The 16,840-nt window shown below is 56.4% G+C and carries 16 protein-coding genes and 1 tRNA gene; 10 read left to right on the top strand and 7 right to left on the bottom strand.

The annotated features are described in order from the left end of the window. The first annotated feature begins 115 nt into the window (after positions 1-115). Positions 116-985 (top strand): GyrI-like domain-containing protein, encoded by an 870-nt coding sequence (locus ACMLHZ_RS08550; protein WP_418667328.1) that lies wholly within the window; start codon positions 116-118, stop codon positions 983-985. A 188-nt stretch (positions 986-1,173) separates the two neighbouring features. On the opposite strand, the gene ACMLHZ_RS08545 is transcribed toward ACMLHZ_RS08550, so the two are convergent. The 4 genes from ACMLHZ_RS08545 to ACMLHZ_RS08530 form a co-directional block, all read right to left on the bottom strand. Beyond that, positions 1,174-2,115 (bottom strand): hypothetical protein, encoded by a 942-nt coding sequence (locus ACMLHZ_RS08545; RefSeq protein ID WP_418667327.1) that lies wholly within the window; start codon positions 2,113-2,115, stop codon positions 1,174-1,176. Between the two features lie 119 nt (positions 2,116-2,234). Then, positions 2,235-3,074: an HNH endonuclease gene (locus ACMLHZ_RS08540; RefSeq protein ID WP_418667326.1), complete on the bottom strand. Its 840-nt coding sequence runs from the start codon at positions 3,072-3,074 to the stop codon at positions 2,235-2,237. Then, positions 3,071-4,597 carry an AAA family ATPase gene (locus ACMLHZ_RS08535; protein WP_418667325.1) on the bottom strand — a complete coding sequence of 509 codons (1,527 nt, stop codon included), beginning with the start codon at positions 4,595-4,597 and terminating at the stop codon, positions 3,071-3,073. Before ACMLHZ_RS08535 ends, ACMLHZ_RS08540 begins: the two co-directional genes overlap by 4 nt. A gap of 854 nt (positions 4,598-5,451) precedes the next feature. Further along, a tRNA-Leu gene (locus ACMLHZ_RS08530) sits at positions 5,452-5,534 on the bottom strand. A gap of 195 nt (positions 5,535-5,729) precedes the next feature. Here ACMLHZ_RS08530 and spoIVB point away from each other — a divergent pair. The 3 genes from spoIVB to ACMLHZ_RS08515 all read left to right on the top strand — a co-directional run bounded on the left by spoIVB (position 5,730) and on the right by ACMLHZ_RS08515 (position 8,611). After that, positions 5,730-6,950, top strand: a complete 1,221-nt coding sequence (spoIVB, locus tag ACMLHZ_RS08525; RefSeq protein WP_418667324.1) for a SpoIVB peptidase — start codon at positions 5,730-5,732, stop codon at positions 6,948-6,950. Between the two features lie 193 nt (positions 6,951-7,143). Further along, on the top strand, positions 7,144-7,884 hold the full coding sequence (gene spo0A / locus ACMLHZ_RS08520) for a sporulation transcription factor Spo0A (protein WP_418667323.1): 741 nt from the start codon (positions 7,144-7,146) through the stop codon (positions 7,882-7,884). Positions 7,885-8,053: 169 nt separating this feature from the next. Further along, positions 8,054-8,611, top strand: a complete 558-nt coding sequence (locus ACMLHZ_RS08515) for a hypothetical protein (RefSeq protein WP_418667322.1) — start codon at positions 8,054-8,056, stop codon at positions 8,609-8,611. Positions 8,612-8,731: 120 nt separating this feature from the next. Here the strand turns inward: ACMLHZ_RS08515 and ACMLHZ_RS08510 are convergent, their stop codons facing one another. Beyond that, positions 8,732-8,911 carry a CopG family transcriptional regulator gene (locus ACMLHZ_RS08510; protein ID WP_177565611.1) on the bottom strand — a complete coding sequence of 60 codons (180 nt, stop codon included), beginning with the start codon at positions 8,909-8,911 and terminating at the stop codon, positions 8,732-8,734. Between the two features lie 204 nt (positions 8,912-9,115). Here ACMLHZ_RS08510 and ACMLHZ_RS08505 point away from each other — a divergent pair, with 204 nt between their 5' ends. Then, a complete protein-coding gene (locus tag ACMLHZ_RS08505; RefSeq protein WP_418667321.1) occupies positions 9,116-9,562 on the top strand; it encodes a sigma factor-like helix-turn-helix DNA-binding protein in 447 nt (148 codons plus the stop codon). Positions 9,563-9,617: 55 nt separating this feature from the next. Here ACMLHZ_RS08505 and ACMLHZ_RS08500 read toward each other — a convergent pair whose 3' ends face one another. Beyond that, a complete protein-coding gene (locus tag ACMLHZ_RS08500; RefSeq protein WP_418667320.1) occupies positions 9,618-9,812 on the bottom strand; it encodes a hypothetical protein in 195 nt (64 codons plus the stop codon). Positions 9,813-9,955: 143 nt separating this feature from the next. On the opposite strand from ACMLHZ_RS08500, the gene ACMLHZ_RS08495 reads away from it, so the two are divergent. Then, entirely contained in the window at positions 9,956-10,315 is a 360-nt protein-coding gene (locus ACMLHZ_RS08495) for a sporulation initiation factor Spo0A C-terminal domain-containing protein (RefSeq protein WP_418667319.1), read from the top strand. A gap of 85 nt (positions 10,316-10,400) precedes the next feature. On the opposite strand, the gene ACMLHZ_RS08490 is transcribed toward ACMLHZ_RS08495, so the two are convergent. Further along, positions 10,401-11,594: a DNA glycosylase AlkZ-like family protein gene (locus tag ACMLHZ_RS08490; protein WP_418667318.1), complete on the bottom strand. Its 1,194-nt coding sequence runs from the start codon at positions 11,592-11,594 to the stop codon at positions 10,401-10,403. A gap of 198 nt (positions 11,595-11,792) precedes the next feature. On the opposite strand from ACMLHZ_RS08490, the gene ispF reads away from it, so the two are divergent. The 4 genes from ispF to ACMLHZ_RS08470 all read left to right on the top strand — a co-directional run bounded on the left by ispF (position 11,793) and on the right by ACMLHZ_RS08470 (position 16,828). Continuing rightward, positions 11,793-12,905, top strand: coding sequence for a 2-C-methyl-D-erythritol 2,4-cyclodiphosphate synthase (gene ispF, locus ACMLHZ_RS08485; RefSeq protein ID WP_418667317.1), 1,113 nt, complete (start codon positions 11,793-11,795; stop codon positions 12,903-12,905). Positions 12,906-13,069: 164 nt separating this feature from the next. Continuing rightward, positions 13,070-13,963 (top strand): diadenylate cyclase CdaA, encoded by an 894-nt coding sequence (cdaA, locus tag ACMLHZ_RS08480; RefSeq protein WP_418667316.1) that lies wholly within the window; start codon positions 13,070-13,072, stop codon positions 13,961-13,963. Further along, a complete protein-coding gene (locus ACMLHZ_RS08475; RefSeq protein ID WP_418667315.1) occupies positions 13,938-15,236 on the top strand; it encodes a YbbR-like domain-containing protein in 1,299 nt (432 codons plus the stop codon). Before cdaA ends, ACMLHZ_RS08475 begins: the two co-directional genes overlap by 26 nt. After that, the gene (locus tag ACMLHZ_RS08470) at positions 15,236-16,828 is read left to right on the top strand and encodes an NAD(P)/FAD-dependent oxidoreductase (RefSeq protein WP_418667314.1); all 1,593 of its coding nucleotides are present in this window, start codon (positions 15,236-15,238) and stop codon (positions 16,826-16,828) included. Before ACMLHZ_RS08475 ends, ACMLHZ_RS08470 begins: the two co-directional genes overlap by 1 nt. Positions 16,829-16,840 lie beyond the last annotated feature (12 nt).

Raw genomic sequence — 16,840 nt, 5'->3', positions numbered from 1 at the left:
GGCCGCCGGGTCACTGCTATAGCATAACAAAAAAAGCAATTATATTCATGATGCTTTTTGCTGCTTTTGGGCCGGGGAAAGGCTATAATGAAAGTGGAGAGAGGAGGGGAGCAATTTGAAGCAGCTATCCCCGCTGGAACGGGCGGTGGAATACATCGAGGCGCATTTGAACGAGGACATCGGCCTGGGCGAGGTGTCCCGCGCGGCGGGCTATTCCTATTGCCACATGACGCGGCTGTTTTCGGCCGTGATGGGCGAATCGGTGGGGCGCTACATTCACCGGCGCAGGCTGTACAGCGCCGCGGAAAAGCTGCTGCACACCGACCGGCGGGTGCTGGACATTGCGCTGGACAGCGGCTTTGCCTCGCCGGAGGCGTTCAGCCGGGCATTCAAGGCGGCCTTTGGCCAAAGCCCGGCGGCGTACCGCAGGGCGGGGCTGGACCTGGTGACGAGCGCGAAGCGCGGGCTGGCCCCCGGCGACGTGGAGCACATCGCGAACAACATTTCCCACACGCCCGAGCTGGTTTGGCAGCCGGAAATAAAACTGGCCGGCATCCGGGGCGTCACATCGCTCTCGGATAACCGTCTGCCCGCCCTGTGGCGGCAGTTTTTGGGCCTGCGCGCGGAGCTGCTGGGGCCCGGGTCGCCGGGCCCGGGGTACGGCGTGTGCGAAACGCAAAAGACCGTGTATACCAAAAACGGGGACGTGGCGTTTATCACCCTGGTAGGCAGCCCGGTGAAACGCCTGGACGGCCTGCCCCCGCCGCTGGTGGGCAAGACCGTGAGCGCGGGGAAATACGCGGTGTTCACCCACAGGGGCACCTTGGCGAACCTGTTCATCACCTACCAGTATATTTTCGGCACCTGGCTGCCGGCGGCCGGGGAAGAGCTGGACGAGCGGGAGGATTTTGAGCTCTACGAGCGCCCGGTGACCGCGTTCGACGATCCGGACAATGAGGTGAAGATTTTTGTGCCGGTGAGGTGAAAGGATAGGGGGGCGGGAAAAAGAATGAAGGGGGGAAGCTGGTGTACACGGTGTGCTGTGGTGAGGTATATAAGTTGAGCTGTTTTCGCTATAAAATTAGAAAGTAGCAAAAATACGCGCTTTTGGCGCCAATATGTGATGTATATGATGGATGAATAGAATTGATGGCTATCAAAAGGACTTTCGCATTATTCCAACGGCATCGATACCACCTGCTTAAACGTACATATCGAAATTTCGACATCGGCTTTATTAATCAGTTTTTGGCGATTACTATCAATTTTGAGGATGTTATTTTCGATTTTGCATTTAGAAACTATAAAATTATCTGCGTTCTCAAAGACAACGGCATAACTTGAATTTTCGGGGAAAAGTATCTTATACGTTTTTTGGTTGGACGAATAGTTTCGACCAACACAATAAATAATAATTATATAAGACGCAATACTAGCAAGAATAGCAATGACTATGCCACGACAAATAAATTTGTGCCATAAAATTTTAGACTTATTGGGTTGGCTGTTAGCATTCATGCTGCTTTTTGGTAATACAACTCCCAAGACGATGCCAAATAGATATATCATGATAGATGTGCCCGTTATAGGAAACAGCAGGTAAGGCACTTGTCTAAATATTAAAATTAAATTATCGATTGAATACAGAAATATTAGACTGATAACGATTATAAACAATATACCAACAGAAGTTATCAATATTACGCCGATAAGCTTGAAAAGCCGTTTCCAATATGCTTCCAGGGTCGTTAAAATTTTGAAAGGAATAATATTGATTACAATATAAATTATAGCCAAAGCAGCATACAGAAATATTTCATAAAGTGTATTTTCATTAGAAATGTTTATATAACTATGGCTAATATTCCAAACGTCATATTTGCCGCACATGAATGTATAGACTAGTCCTTTTATTAAAACAGAGGTAAATCCAATTAGTAATGTCGTCAGTAATGTGAAAAAGGCAGCATGATCGGCAACGTATTTTAAAAAATCCTTAAAACGCTGTTCATTTTGTGCATCGATTAATTTTTTGACGTTTTCAGATATATTTTCAGAGCTTTTTTCGATTTGACAGGTATTCCCTTGGGAACGCTTGCGACTAACTTCTTTCACAAAAGCTTTTCTCCTTTACGTCTACAGCTTATAACAGAAACTGCAGCAAATCAGTCTGCTAGAATACGTTTGGTACGATATAGAATAGTATATATAAAGGGAATGCGGCTTTTTGAAAATTAGATAATAAACCAATTTAGAAATATATTATATTGGTTTATTAACCCACGGTATAATGCGGATTTCCAGGAATTCAGCTGATTCTTTTCTATGCTTTTACAGCGCATTTTTAAATGATCTAATAATTGGATTGAACCATTTTCATTAAGTATTTTCCTCCAACCCCAAATTTCATCAGCAATTTCTTGTCCTGCCTTAATACCATAGAATTCATCAAGACTAAACAGACGCAAATGATTTTTAACGCGTTGTTTTAAAGTTGCACACCATGTGTCTGGACAAGTCACGTCATATATTGCTGTTTGGTTCGACAATAATTTTACAGATAGCCATATCTCACTATCAATATTGTCGAAATAGGGATGTAGCGGCGCATCTTCAGCATTTGAAATTGTAAAGGTGAGTTTATCAAAATTACAGTCTCTGCACACAGGAATTAGATTTTCCGGGGTTACAATTAGTGTGGTATATACTGATTTAGGCATATAGTGATCTAGGTTTCTCACGATCCGTTCACCGCAAATTGGACATCTTCTTCCTTTGGGCACTGACATGAGTAAATCGTAATATTTTCGCCCAGGTGAGCCTTTTGAAGCAAATTTGCAGGTGTATATTTTTTCCATTTGACTTTTAGAAACTTTATTTGGCAATGTGCGATTCTTTTCTATGGAGAGAATTGAATCAACAAAAGAGGAAACAAACTGTGTCGAATCTTCCTCTACAAAGGAAACACATGACAAAAGGTTCTTTTTAAGCGTTTCATCAGAAAAGCCAGAAGCGCACAGCGCGAAAATTTCCGCAGCTGAAACTTCCATACTTGGTTTTGGCAATGAATTCATATTGTGCGCCCCCTTTCTTCTCTTACAGCGAGGAGAGCGCGAATGATTGCTAAAGCTTCGTTACCTAGTTGCCCATTAAATTGGTCAACTATATCTTGAAAATTTTTATTATTATTCACAGCCTCTCGCAGCATTTTGTGAAATCCAGAATCAGTTACTTCCAATCCGAATACCTCAGTGGTTAACAAGCTAATGCTTGATCCGAAAGTTTCAACGTCAAGCCTTTCGGCTTTTAGAAGTGCATTTGTTCGCTGCAATATCCAAACACACATACTTGGTACCTCTTGCAAAACTACGGGAGAGTGAGTTGAAATAATTGCTACTCCATTTCTGTCGGTGAGCAAATAGGAAAGGGCTCGTATAAATGCTGACAACAGCGGCGGATGTAAATGATTCTCCGGTTCATCCAAGAAGGCTATGCTTTTTTCTTCAAGCTTATCCACACAGGACGTAATAATCAACAATGTTACTTTGTGTCCAGAACTGAGCGAACTAAAAGTTTTTTTAATAAAGTCCCTTGCTGGCTGCTTTTCAGAATCACTTTGGTCCCATTCGGAAACAAACTGGCTAATTTGAGATTCTTCAAAAACAGGATCACTATTAAGAATCTCTATTGTTTTTGACCATCGAAGCTTTTTGCTTCGACTATTCATACACGCTTCAAAGCTTTGGATGAATTGTTCTTGTATTGTAAACAGCAAATTGGGTCTTTCTTTATCAAGGCCAATAAACGAAAAAGGGAGCGCACTTTCGGAAACACTTGAGATCGCTGAAAAATCATCAAATGGACTGAATGCCACACATAAAACATTTGCAAACAGATTCAGTTCTGAAGTAAACGGATTATCAAGGTTTTCAAAATTTCCAAACTCACTATTGCCCGACTGAAGCGCTCTTACCATGTTCTTTATAAGCATGGTCTTGCCCGATCCATTGCGTCCGATCAACACATGAATGTTGGTAGGAGGATTAGAGAACGGAATCACACTAAATTCTAATGATATTGATGGAAATTGTTGCTCGCTTTTTGGTGAAGGAGCAGTATACTTGAAATTATATTTATCTAATCGTGCACCACCACGAGCGATTCTGCTTAGCTGCTGCCTAACCGTGAATGCAGATCGATCACGGAGAAAAGATGTTTGAACGACAGGTTCATCTTCGTATTTGTTGAAAATTTGAAGATTGTATGCCATGTCATTCATTGCTGCAAAAATCTTTTCAGACATAGTTGGACCTAACGATGCAATTTTTATATAATATTCTTCCGAAGTACCCAAAGAAAAGAATGTTTCAGAGAGAGTGCTAAAAGTGTGAGGAAGCGAATTAATGACCGCCCCTTCTTCCATACCTGCAAACCCGACCTGTACAGAACTAAGTTCTTTTTGTATACCGAAGTTGTCGTAGTAGTAGGCATGGAACGTCGTCTTATATCCAAAATCATCCCATTTATCTTGATACAAACAAAATAAATTTTTCCTATTTTTGGGGAAAAAGCCTTTCGAATATACGCCGAATTCCATTGCATGCACCTCTTCACGTAAAATGTTGGAACTCATTCGTTACATGTTTCTCATTTGATGCGATTGCCCATATTCAAAATATTTGCTATTTATAGCCAAAATCGTTTGCCTAAATGTATCTGGTTTGTGGTGATATATTTCATGTCATCACAGTTTCCTGCATTTTTAGGTATGTTATTGTGATGACCTTTTACAGACGAAGATAGATGGAGTTGGAAGACGGCCTTTCTTACGCAACCTTCGCTAAGATATCATGGGGCTTTACACGGATGTATTCTATTACGGTGGTGACTGCATAGCTTCACAAGATTTTGACTTTAGCTTCCCATTTCATCACTCATCCTTACCAGGATAAAATTAGTTATAGGAATATTATACCAAATGTGTTTCAACAAAGATAGCCTTATCTTTTCAGGGCTTGAGAGAATTCATACTCAATATATTCGATTGTCAAGGGATTGTTGTTCTGAATGGATATTGTGGAGATTATTTCAGGAGTTTTTGATTTGTTAAAATTAGTTGTTTCTAATTGTCTGTGAATTTTTTGGTTCAATTCTATCTCTTTAGAAGGTGAGCATTTGCGAATTTGTTCGCCAGCGTATTGACCCATATAAAAATGATTCTAATAATTGATCCTCCCAATTTGAACAAAACAATATTTTATTAGAGCGTGATTTACAATAAACAAAAACAGACTATCTATAGCTAATTTGTCTTTACCTCAGTGTCCCCTCGTTTCATTTAATATCAAAATGTTTTTGGTTTGTGCTATGAGATTTGAATAAAAGGAAAAGACAGACTGATATAAAATCAGCCTGTCTTTGTCCTTATAGCCACTCGAGGGTCATTCGTAGTGGTGCGGGTAACAGGATTTGAACCTGCACGGTTGCCCACTGGACCCTAAAACCAGCGCGTCTGCCAGTTCCGCCATACCCGCGTGATTTGGGCCCCGGCTTTTGCCGGGGCCTTTTTTGCGCCGCAAAAAAGGCTTTGCGGCTGTTTTAGTGTATCAGCCGGGCCGGATTTTGTCAATCCGGCGGCGGGCCAGATAATTTGCCGGCGGCTGCGCATACTAATCACCAAACGTTCAAGGGCCGGGCGCGCATGCCGGGCCAGAGGAGGTCTTTTTTATATGCGCAAATTCTTGAGGCGCTGCCTGGGCCTGGCGCTCTGCGCGGCGGCGCTTTTTTGCGGGTGCCTGGGCTATTTGTACAGCCGCCTGCCCAGCACCTTCATGGTGCCTGCCGGGCAGGCGCTCACCCTGGCCCAGATGCCCTGGCTGGTGCCGCTGCAGCAGAGCGGCGCCGCCGCGGCCGAGGCCGTGCCCGCGGGCAGCAGCTACAACACCACCCTGTCGCTGTTCGGCAAGGTGCCGGTTAAGACCGTGCGCGCCGTGGTGGTGGACCGCCGGGCCGTGACCGTGTGCGGCACCCCCTTCGGTATCAAAATGTTCTCAGACGGCGCCATGGTGGTGGGCTTTACCGACCTGCGCACCGCCAATGGGTACGCAAACCCCGCCAAGGCCGCGGGCCTTAAAATGGGGGATCTGCTGATCAGCGTGGACGGGCAGAAAACCACAGGCAACGACGATGTGTCCGCCGCCATCCAGGGCTCGGGCGGCCAGCCGGTGGAGGTGGTTTACAGCCGCGACGGCCAGCGCCACACCACCACCCTGCAGCCCGTGCAGGACGCCGATACCGCCGCCTGGCACGCCGGCATGTGGGTGCGCGACTCCTCGGCGGGTATTGGCACGCTGACCTTTGTGGATAATTCCATCGGGGTATACGGGGGGCTTGGCCACTCGATCAGCGACGCGGACACCGGGCAGAGCATCACCCTGCTTTCGGGCGAGATCGCCCCGGTGACGATCACCGGCTACGTGGCGGGCACGGCGGGCACCCCGGGCGAGCTGAAAGGCCGCTTTACCGGCGAGCTTGCCATGGGCGATATTGTGATCAACGGCGGCACCGGCGTGTATGGCCACATCCGCACCGTGCTTAAGGGCCAGGACATGACCGTGGCCCAGGCCCAGGAGGTGCGCCAGGGCCCCGCCCAAATTCTGACCACCATCGGCGGCGGCGAACCCGCATGGTACGATGTGGAGATCGAGCGCCTTTCGCTCACCGAGGAGGACCCCAACCGCAACATGGTGCTGCATGTGACCGACCAGGGCCTTTTGGAAAAAACCGGCGGCATCGTGCAGGGTATGAGCGGCAGCCCGGTGGTGCAGGACGGCCGCCTGGTGGGCGCCGTGACCCACGTTTTGGTGAACGACCCCACCCGCGGATTTGGGATTTTTGCGGAAAATATGCTCGCCTCGGCGGACGCGGCGGCCGCACAAAAAGCTGCGTAAAACCGCAGTACAAGCGGCTTTGACGGGGTTTTCGGCAGGGCGCGAACACAAGTTCTAGTGTTGTTTCTCCAAAGAAAAACCAAATTATCCCATATGTTGGAAAATTTTTTGAAAAACCCCCTTGCAATATGTTCCAATATATGGTAAAATTGCCATCGTTAAGGGGAATAACGATTTTTTGGAGGACGATAAAATGAAAAAGTTTCTGATGCTGGAGAACGGCGCCGTGGGTGAAGCCTGCAAGCAGGCCCTGGAAAAGCTGGGCGTTGAGGTGTGCTTTTGCGAAAAGGACGGCAGCGCCGTGATGCAGAGCCTGCGCAAGGAGCGGCCGGACGGCGTGCTGCTGGACGTATTCATGCCCCAGATGGACGCGATTGCCGTGAAGAAGCAGTTCAACACCGAGGGCGGCCGCGCACAGTTTTTTGCCACAGCCGCGTTCCAGAATGAAGAGCTGGAAGAAGAGCTGCTGCAAAACGGTTTTACGTACTATTTTATCAAGCCTTTCGACCCCCGCTCTTTTGCCGAGCGCGTGGCCCACATGATGGGCGCGGTGGCCGAGTATCATGCCGCCCCCTGCAACGACGAGCTTACCGTGACCGAGATCCTGCATCAGATCGGGGTGCCCGCCCACATTAAGGGATACCAGTTCCTGCGGGACGCGATTCTGCTTACCGCCGCCGACCCGGAGTACATCAACGCGGTGACCAAGCGCCTGTACCCCGAGATCGCAAAGAACAACAACACCACCCCCAGCCGGGTGGAGCGGGCCATCCGCCACGCCATTGAGGTGGCCTGGGACCGGGGCGATGTGGACACCCTGAACAGCTACTTTGGCTACACCATCCACAACCTGCGGGGCAAGCCCACCAACTCGGAGTTCATCGCCATGATCGCCGACCGCATGCGGCTGGACAAAAAACTGCGCCATGCGTAAACCGAAAAGACAGCCCCCCAAATTTTTTTGGGCGGGCTTCTTTTTTTGTCGATTCTGGAAGAATCGCTGAAAAGCGTGGGGGAAAGTGTGGCGGATTTTACAATGGAAAAAATCCCTTGCTGTGGTATACTAATAGGGCAACCGAGAATGCTGCGAGGGGGAAAGACCGTTGCTCACAAATGAGGACCTGCAGGCCATTGGTTCCGTTCTGCGCACCGAGATCGGCGCCAGCGAAACGCGCATGACCGCCAAGATCGAGGAGAGCGAAGCGCGCACCAAGGCGGAGCTGAAAACTTATATCGGCGAACAGATCGGCGAGAGCGAAACGCGGATGACCGCCAAGATCGGCGAGAGCGAGGCGCGGATGACCGCCAAGATCGAGGAGAGCGAGGAGCGCACCAAGGCGGAGCTGAAAACCTATATCGGCGAACAGATCGGCGAGAGCGAGGCGCGCACCAAGACCGAGCTGAAAACCTATATCAACGAGCGGATTGACGAGAGTGAAGCGCGGATGACCGCCAGGATCGAGGAGAGCGAGGAGCGCACCAAGACCCACATGAACACGGTGATCGAGAGCCAGCTTATGCCGGCCATCCGCCAGATAGCGGACGGCGTGCTGCAGGTGAACGACCGGCTGGACCGGATGGAAAAGCGCCTGGATTCGCTGGAAGAAACGGTCACCGCCCACGAGCTGTACATCGTGCGCAAAGCGGCGGCACAGGGCTGAGAGAAACGATAAACAAAAGGCCGGTTTTTCCTTGGGAGAAATCGGCCTTTTATGTTGTACTTTTTGCATATCATTAGTAAGAAATTGCGGCCTGCCGGGACTGCCCCGGCGGGCCGCTGTTTATTTTTCGCCCTCAACCATGAATTTGTCCTTTGCATAGTCCAATGCCAAACCAAATAATTCGTTGCGGCTTCGGTTCGTCACGCGCGCGAGATCGTCATAGAAATCTAAAATTGAGCGGTCGATTCGGATTGTGAACATTACGGGTTCCGTTTTTTTAGATATTTTAAGTTCGTCCATGTCATCAGCCTCCGTATCAATTATGACATCAATTGGAAATGAGATAAATGTCTAAAACTTATCCGGTTTTAAACATAAAACAGAGCTGTGTCGAAACATATAATAGTTTTATGAGGTCAAGGACAGCATACCACATAAAAAACGGCGGCTTACCCGTACACGGGTTACAGGGACAAAAAATAAGTCAGGCAGGAGGAGTTCAATATGAAGCAAATGCAAAAACAGGCCGGTCAGGGGGCGGAACAGCCTGACGTCTCGGTGCTCACCGAGCGGCAGCGCATGGCTTACACCCTGCGCCAGCAGGGCCTGACCTACGCAAAGGTGGGCGAGGCGATGGGCATTTCGTCCAGCGGGGCCGAACGGAATATCAAGGCCGCGGAGCGGCGGCTGCGGGAATGCGCCGCCTATCACGCCTGGCAAGAAAGGAACGACGAGCCGGCGGAGCTTCCGCTCACCCGGGGCGAGCTGCGCCTGGTGCTGCGCGGCCTGCAAATGGTGGAAAAGGAGATCGGCAAGTCGGTGAACGCGTGGAATTGCCGGACCGACTGGAAGGGCCACCTGCCCTACGAGGCACGCATTTTGGCCGGGGTGCTGCGGCGCGCCCACACGGCCCTGTACGGCGCGCCGCCCAAAGAAGATTTTTTGGAGTAAGCAGACCCAAAAAAGCCCGCCGGAACATTTCCGGCGGGCACAAAGGTCCGTGGCGCTATTTGCGGGGCGGCGCCGGAGGGGCCCCGGGCTCCTCCTCCATTTCGCTCAGCGCATACTCGATGCACTGCACCGTGAGCCGGTTCAGTGAAATGTGCTTTTGATCGCAAACGGCTTCCATCTGCGCAAGCAGCTTTTTGCTGAAACGGAATGTGCGGTTCACGTATTCCTCTTTCTCCACCCGAAAAGCCATCTGCATCACCTCATGTCCAGTGTACGTGAATTCAGCAGCGAAATATACACTTGTTTCAAAAGTGCTATTTACACTTGAAAACAATGTGTTATGCGTGTTAAAATGCTTATAAAATCACCATTATATCGCAGGGGGTGGGCGGCGTGAACGAACAAACATACGAGCAGCAGCTGGACCGGATGCTGGCCGAGCTGAGCGTTTCAAAACGCCTGTTCGGGTACCCCATGCTGCGGCGGGCGGTGCTGCTGGTGGCCGAAAGGCCCGCCCTGATCGGCGCGGTGACCAAAGAGCTGTACCCCCTGGTGGCCGCCGAATTCGGGATGGTGCCCCATCAGGTAGAGGGGGCCATCCGCCGCGCCCTGGTGAGCGCATGGGAAAAGGGGGATAAGATGGTGCAGAAGGTCTATTTTGACCACACCATTTCCGAAAAGCGGGGCCGGCCCACAAATTCCGAATTTATTGCAGACCTGGCCGAGCGGCTGCGCAGCGGGCGCGTGTTTTGAGCGCGCCCCCTTCGCCCCGGCCGGGCCTTTACGCCGCACACAGCAAAAAGCCGGGCGCTTTGAGCGCCCGGCTTTTTGCTGCCGCTCAGGGCAGCGGCTCGAACCGGCAGGCATCCAGCCGCGCCAGCCGAAAGGCGGCGTATCGCTCGGCCAGCTCTTCCAGCCGCCGCCGCTGGGCAAGGGGCAGGGGGGCCCAGGTGGTCAGGGTAAGCTCCAGCCTGCCGCCCTGGCTTTTGGCCTTCCAAATACCCGCGGCGCGGCCGTTTTCCAAAATCACGCCGGGGTTTGCCACGGTGCGCCACACCAGCCGTTGGAGGGCTTTGTCCTCCACCAGCAGGGCGCGGTCCTGCGTGTCGAGATAGGGGTCGTGCGGGCCCAGCAGAAGCAGGCCCCCGCCGCCGCCCGCACAGCGCAGGCGCTCCATGTCCGAGGCCAGCAGCCAGCGGGTTTTGCCGCCGGTGTGCACCGGCTCCAATTCTTCCTGAACGCCGCCCCAAAGCCGCCGGCTCTGCGCGGGGGAGCAGCCCAGCCAGGCGGCCAGACCGGCCGGGGCCGCAGGGCCGTAACAGTGCAGGAATTTGCGCACCAGCAGATTGCCGGCGTGCGCGACCGGCTGCATATCGTGCCCCACCCAGCTGCGGAAGGAAGTAAAGGTGGGGCTGGCGCCCTGCCGCTCGCCAAACACCACCAGCCCCGCAAACGAACAGGGGCGCAGAAGAAACGAAACCGCAGCGCCCCCCACGGTTTGCCGGTCGGGGCTGCCGTACATGGAGGGGGCGTTCCAGAGCGACCGCTTTTCGGGCGGCAGGTCCTGTTCCACCAGGGCCGCCAGCACCCGGTCCAGCTCTTCCTTGCTTTTTATGGTATGGCCGTTCAGAAAAGAGGCGGCCTTTTTGACCAGCGGCAGCAGTTCGCCGAAGGAAAGCTGCGCAAAGTCCAGCGCGGCGGTGACGCCGCGGGTATAGATCCAGGGTTCTTCGCCCGGCAACGCCGCCAGCGACGAGAGGAAGACATCGCTCTCGGCCGTGGGAAAGACGGCGGGCACGCCCCGGTAGCTCCAGGCCTGCAGCAGCCGCTTGTGCCGGTACAGAGCATCTTGCAGGCTTTGCAGGGTGCAGCCCTGCAGCCGGTTGAACAGCGCGGTTTCCCAGGAGCCGGGGGGCGAATTTTGCAGCCCGCAGGCGCCGGCGGCCTGCTCCAGGCCGGCCATGGGCAGTTTTTGATCCAGGTGGTGGGCCATGAGGCGGTAGCTGCGAATGGCCTGCGGTTCTGCGTTCATCCGTTTCCCCCTGCCGCGGTGCGGCTGCGTTCGGTTGGTGCGGTTTGATTTTTATTCTACCGCTATTATACCGCATCCCGCGGGCGGGGGCAAAGCGCCCGGGCCAAAATTTGCCGCGGCGGCCCGGCAGGTGGATTTTTTTGCGCAAATACCGTATAATGTTCACAAGTTACAACACCCGGGAAAGGGGCGCTGAAAATGGGCAAAACAGTCACGGCGGTGGTGGTGGCGGCGGGGTCGTCCAGCCGCATGGGGTTCGACAAGCTGGCCTGCCCGCTGGGGGGCGGCACGGTGCTGGGCGCAAGCCTTGCGGCCTTTGACCGGCACCCCCTTGTGACCGAGCTGGTGCTGGTGTATGGCCAAAACGAGGCGCTTGCCCGGGCCGAGGCGGCCCGCTGCCAGAAGCCGGTGACTTTGGTGCGGGGCGGCGCCACCCGCGCGGCCAGCGTGGCAAACGGGGTGCGCGCCGCGGCGGGCGAGCTGGTGGCCATTCACGACGCCGCCCGCCCCTTTGTGAGCGGGGCGGTGATCGCTGCAGCGCTGGAGGCCGCGGCGGAAATGGGCGCGGCGGCCCCGGCCGTGCCGGTAAAAGACACGGTCAAGCGCGCTGCCGGGGGCCTTGTGCAGGATACGCCCCCCCGCGAAACGCTGTGGGCGGTGCAGACCCCCCAGTGCTTTGACCGGGCGGCGTACATAAGGCTGCTGGAGCAGGGCGCGGACGGCGCTGTGACCGACGACTGCCAGCTTTTTGAGCGGGCGGGCCTGCCGGTGCGCCTGACCCCCGGGGACTACGCAAACCGCAAGCTCACCACCCCCCACGACCTGAAAGGAGAAAGCGCCATGCGCATTGGCCACGGCTACGACGTGCACAAGCTGACGGAGGGGCGGCCCCTGATCCTGGGCGGGGTCGCAGTTCCGCATGAAAAGGGCCTTTTGGGCCACTCGGACGCGGACGTTCTGACCCACGCGGTGATGGACGCGCTGCTGGGCGCGGCGGCTTTGGGGGACATTGGAAGCCACTTCCCGGACACCGACCCCGCCTACAAGGGGGCCGACAGCCTGGCGCTGGCCGGCCGGGTGGCGGCGCTGCTGGCCCAAAACGGCTGGCGGGTGGAAAACATTGACGCAACCCTTTTGTGCCAGGCGCCAAAGCTTGCGCCCCACATCCCGGCCATGCGGCGGAACCTGGCAGACGCCTTGGGCCTGCCGCCCGGGGCGGTGAGCGTGAAGGCCACCACCGAGGAGCGCCTGGGCTTTACCGGCGCGGGGCTGGGCATTGCGGCCCACGCGGTGGCGCTGCTGACCCGCTGAGCCGGGCGGGCCTGTGGAAAAAGCCGCTCCGTGCCGAAAAAAATTATTTTCAAGCGGGCGCGGGTATGGTATACTAAAGGTTATGAGTTTTGCCTTTTTCGCGGCGGCGGGGCCGCCGCCCAAACTGGCCCGCCAGGGCCGCCCCAAGACGGGAGGGCTTTTGATTGGCGTCCTTATTTGAAAACGACATGCTGAACAAGATATGGAACAACTTCCAGAGCATCCAGCAGAACCCCATGAATTTGGTGGATATTTTGCTGGTGGCCTTTGTGGTGTACGAAATTCTGGTGGTGATCCGCAAGACCCGCGCCGCCCAGCTGGCCAAGGGGGCCGTTGTAGTTCTGGTGGTGTACGGGCTGGCGAACCTGATGAACCTGCGCACCGTGGTGTGGATCATGCAGAGCGTGCTTCAGATCGGCTTTCTGGCGCTGATCGTGCTGTTCCAGCCCGAGCTGCGCCGCGCGCTGGAGCAGATGGGCCGCACCGACAAGTGGGCCGCCACCCTGTTCAAAAACCGCAGGGACGACCCCTCGCTGCGGGCCAAATGGCAGAACGCCTGCCTTGCCATCTGCGACGCGGCCGAGCAGCTTTCGGACACGCGCACCGGCGCGCTGATTGTGCTGGAGCGCAACTCCAACCTGTCTGAAATCATACGCACCGGCACGCCGCTGAACGCGGACGTGAACCGGGAGATGCTGGGCACCATTTTTTACGAGGGCACCCCCCTGCACGACGGGGCGGTGGTGGTGCGGGACGGCGTGCTGAAGGCCGCGGGCTGTGTGCTGCCCCTCTCGGACAACCTGGAGATCGGCAAGGACATGGGCACCCGCCACCGGGCCGCCCTGGGCATGAGCGAAAATTCCGACGCGGTGGTGGTGGTGGTCAGCGAGGAAACGGGCATCATCTCCATGGCGAAAAACGGGGTGCTGATCCGGCGGCTGGACCGGCAGAACCTGTTCAACCTTTTGCAGGAGGAGCTGGTGCCCCCCGAGACCGCCGAGAACCAAAAACAACCGTTCTGGAGAAAAAAGCATGAAAAAGAACAACAAAGACAATAAGAAGTCCCTGCTGGACAGCCGGAACGTGCGCATCCTGCTCTCGGTGCTGATCGCGGTGGTGATCTGGATGATCGTGACCCTGGCCATCGACCCGGGCTCGAGCACCAGCATTTCCGGCGTGCCGGTGGATTTTGGCTATGATTCCGACGCCTATGCCAAGCTGGGGCTGGACATGGTGAACAGCCCCGAGGCCAGGGTGAAGGTGACCCTGAAAGGCGACGGGGGCGATCTGACTTCCGTCAAGGACGCGGGCGACATGATCGTGTACCCGGACTTTTCGTCGGTGAAGGGGGCGGGCGAATACGAGCTGCCCCTGAAGGTGCGGCTCAAGAGCAGCCAGCTGAACAACCTGATCGAGGCCACCGCCGACGGCAAGGTAACGGTGGTGTTCGACACGGTGGAGGAAAAGACCTTCGACGTGGAGGTGGAGGTGCAGAACGGCAGCATCAGCGTGGCGGAGGGCTATGTGCTGCACGGCACCACCGCGAAGCCCGGCAAGGTGACGGTGAGCGGCCCCCAGGGCGAGCTGGACAAGATTTCCCGGATCGTGGCCCCCCTGGGCTACAGCGACGGCCTGCAGGACCTGACCGAGAGCAAGCTGGCCACCGTGGAGCTGCAGGCCCGGGACGCCGACAACGAGCCGGTGGCGTTGCAGTACGCCTCGATGGACAACACCCTGGCGGATGTGAACATCAGCGTGTACCAGACCATTGAGCTGCCCCTGAAGGTGAACTTTATCAACGTGCCCTCCGGGTTCGATGTGAACACCCTGGATTACACCCTCTCGCAGCAGCACATGACCGTGACCGGCAGGCCGTCGGTGATCAACGCGCTCACCGAGCTGGCCGTGAGCGATTTCGACCTGGCGAACTCCTTCGCGCTGGACAAAGCCTACCAGCTGAATGTGGAGCTGCCCGACGGCGTGGAGAGCGTGGACAACATCACCACCGTGACCCTGACCTTCAACACCGAGGGCCTGACCACCAAAACGGTGAACGTGAGCAACCTTCGGATCATCAACCAGCCCGCGAACATGCAGATCAAGCTCAACACCAACCGGCTGAACAACGTGGTCCTGGTGGGGCCCAAGGAAGAGCTGGAAAAGCTGAGCGCATCGGCGGTTTCGGCCGTGATCGACGCGGGCAGCGTGCAGATCACCGAGGGCACCGAGAACGTGGCGGCCGAGATCCGGGTGCCGTCCTCGTCGTCCATTTTTGCGGTGGGCAGCTACTCGGCCGAGTGCTCCATCCAGGTCAGCGGGGCGGGCGGCTGATGCTGCTGGTGCGGGGCATCCGCCTGCCGCTCACCGTTTGCGCCCCCGAACAGGAGGCCACGGCCCGCGCGCTGCAGGCGCTGAGGCTCGCCCCCGGCGCGGCGGCGGCCACAGGCGTGGCAAAATTGTCGGTGGACGCCCGGCACGGCAGGCCCGTGCTGGTGTATACCATCGCCATCACACTCAAGGACGAGGGTGCGGAACCGGCATTGGCCGGGGCCGCGCCCTGCGTTGCTATAGCAAGGGCGCCCGCCTTTGCCCCCGCGCCCGGGGCAGCGCCGCTCAAGGAGCGGCCGGTGGTGTGCGGGCTTGGGCCGGCCGGGCTGTTTGCCGCGCTGGCCCTGGCAAGGGCGGGCTTCCGGCCGCTGGTGCTGGAACGCGGCCCCGCGCTGGACGAGCGGGTGCGGGCGGTGGAGCGGTTTGCCGCCACCGGCTGCCTGGACGAAAACGCCAACATCCAGTTTGGCGAGGGGGGCGCGGGCACCTTTTCGGACGGAAAGCTCACCACCCGTATCGGCGACGCGCTGTGCGGCTATGTGACCCACACCCTGCTGGAGCACGGCGCCCCGCCCGAGATCGCGTGGCGGCAAAAGCCCCACGTGGGCACCGACCTGCTGCGGGGGGTCATCCGGTCCATCCGGGCCGAGATCGAGGCGCTGGGCGGCAGGGTGCTGTTCAACACGGCGCTCACCGGCCTTGCGGTGAAAAAGGGAAGGCTGGCCGGGGCCGAAACCACGGCGGGACCCCTTGCCTGCGCGGACCTGGTGCTGGCGGTGGGCCACTCGGCCCGGGATACCTTTGCCATGCTGGCCGAAAGCGGCCTGCCGCTGGAATGCAAGCCCTTTTCGGTGGGGTTCCGGGCCGAGCATCTGCAGGCCGAGATTGAAAAAAGCCTTTACCACGAGGCGGCGGGCCACCCGGCCCTGCCCCGGGGTGAATACCAGCTCAGCCACCACGTGGGCGGGCGGTGCGTTTATACCTTCTGCATGTGCCCGGGCGGCCAGGTGGTGGCCGCGGCCAGCGAGCCGGGCGGCGCGCTGACCAACGGCATGAGCTACCACGCCCGGGCTGGCGAAAACGCCAACGCGGCAGTGGTGGTGAGCGTGGGCGGGGCGGACTTTGGCGGCGATGCGCTGCGGGCCGTGGCGTTCCAGCGCCAGCTGGAGCAGGCGGCTTTCCGGGCGGGGGGCGGCGGCTTTGCCGCCCCGGCCGAAAATGTGCAGAGCTTTTTGCGGGGCGAGGGCCGGCTGGAGGTGGGCCGGGTGCGCCCCACCTATGACCGGGGCGTGCGTGCGGCTGACCTGGGGGCGCTTTTGCCCGGCGAGCTGGCCGGCGCCCTGCGGACCGGCCTTGCGGCCTTTGAGCGAAAGCTGCGGGGCTACACCGCGCCCGAGGCTGTGTTGACCGGCCTTGAAACCCGCACTTCCAGCCCGGTGCGCCTTGCGCGCGGGCAGGATATGCAGTGCGCGGCGCTGCCCGGGCTTTACCCCTGCGGCGAGGGCGCGGGCTACGCCGGCGGCATTATGAGCGCCGCGGTGGACGGGCTTCGGGCCGCCGCGGCCGTGATCGGGCGCTATGCGCCCCAGACCTGAACAGACTCCGCG

Origin of the sequence: Allofournierella sp. (assembly GCF_048388525.1) — a bacterium.
Taxonomy (GTDB): domain Bacteria; phylum Bacillota; class Clostridia; order Oscillospirales; family Ruminococcaceae; genus BQOK01.
The sequence above is the reverse complement of the archived record's forward strand: the minus strand, read 5'-3'. Positions and strand labels throughout refer to the sequence as shown.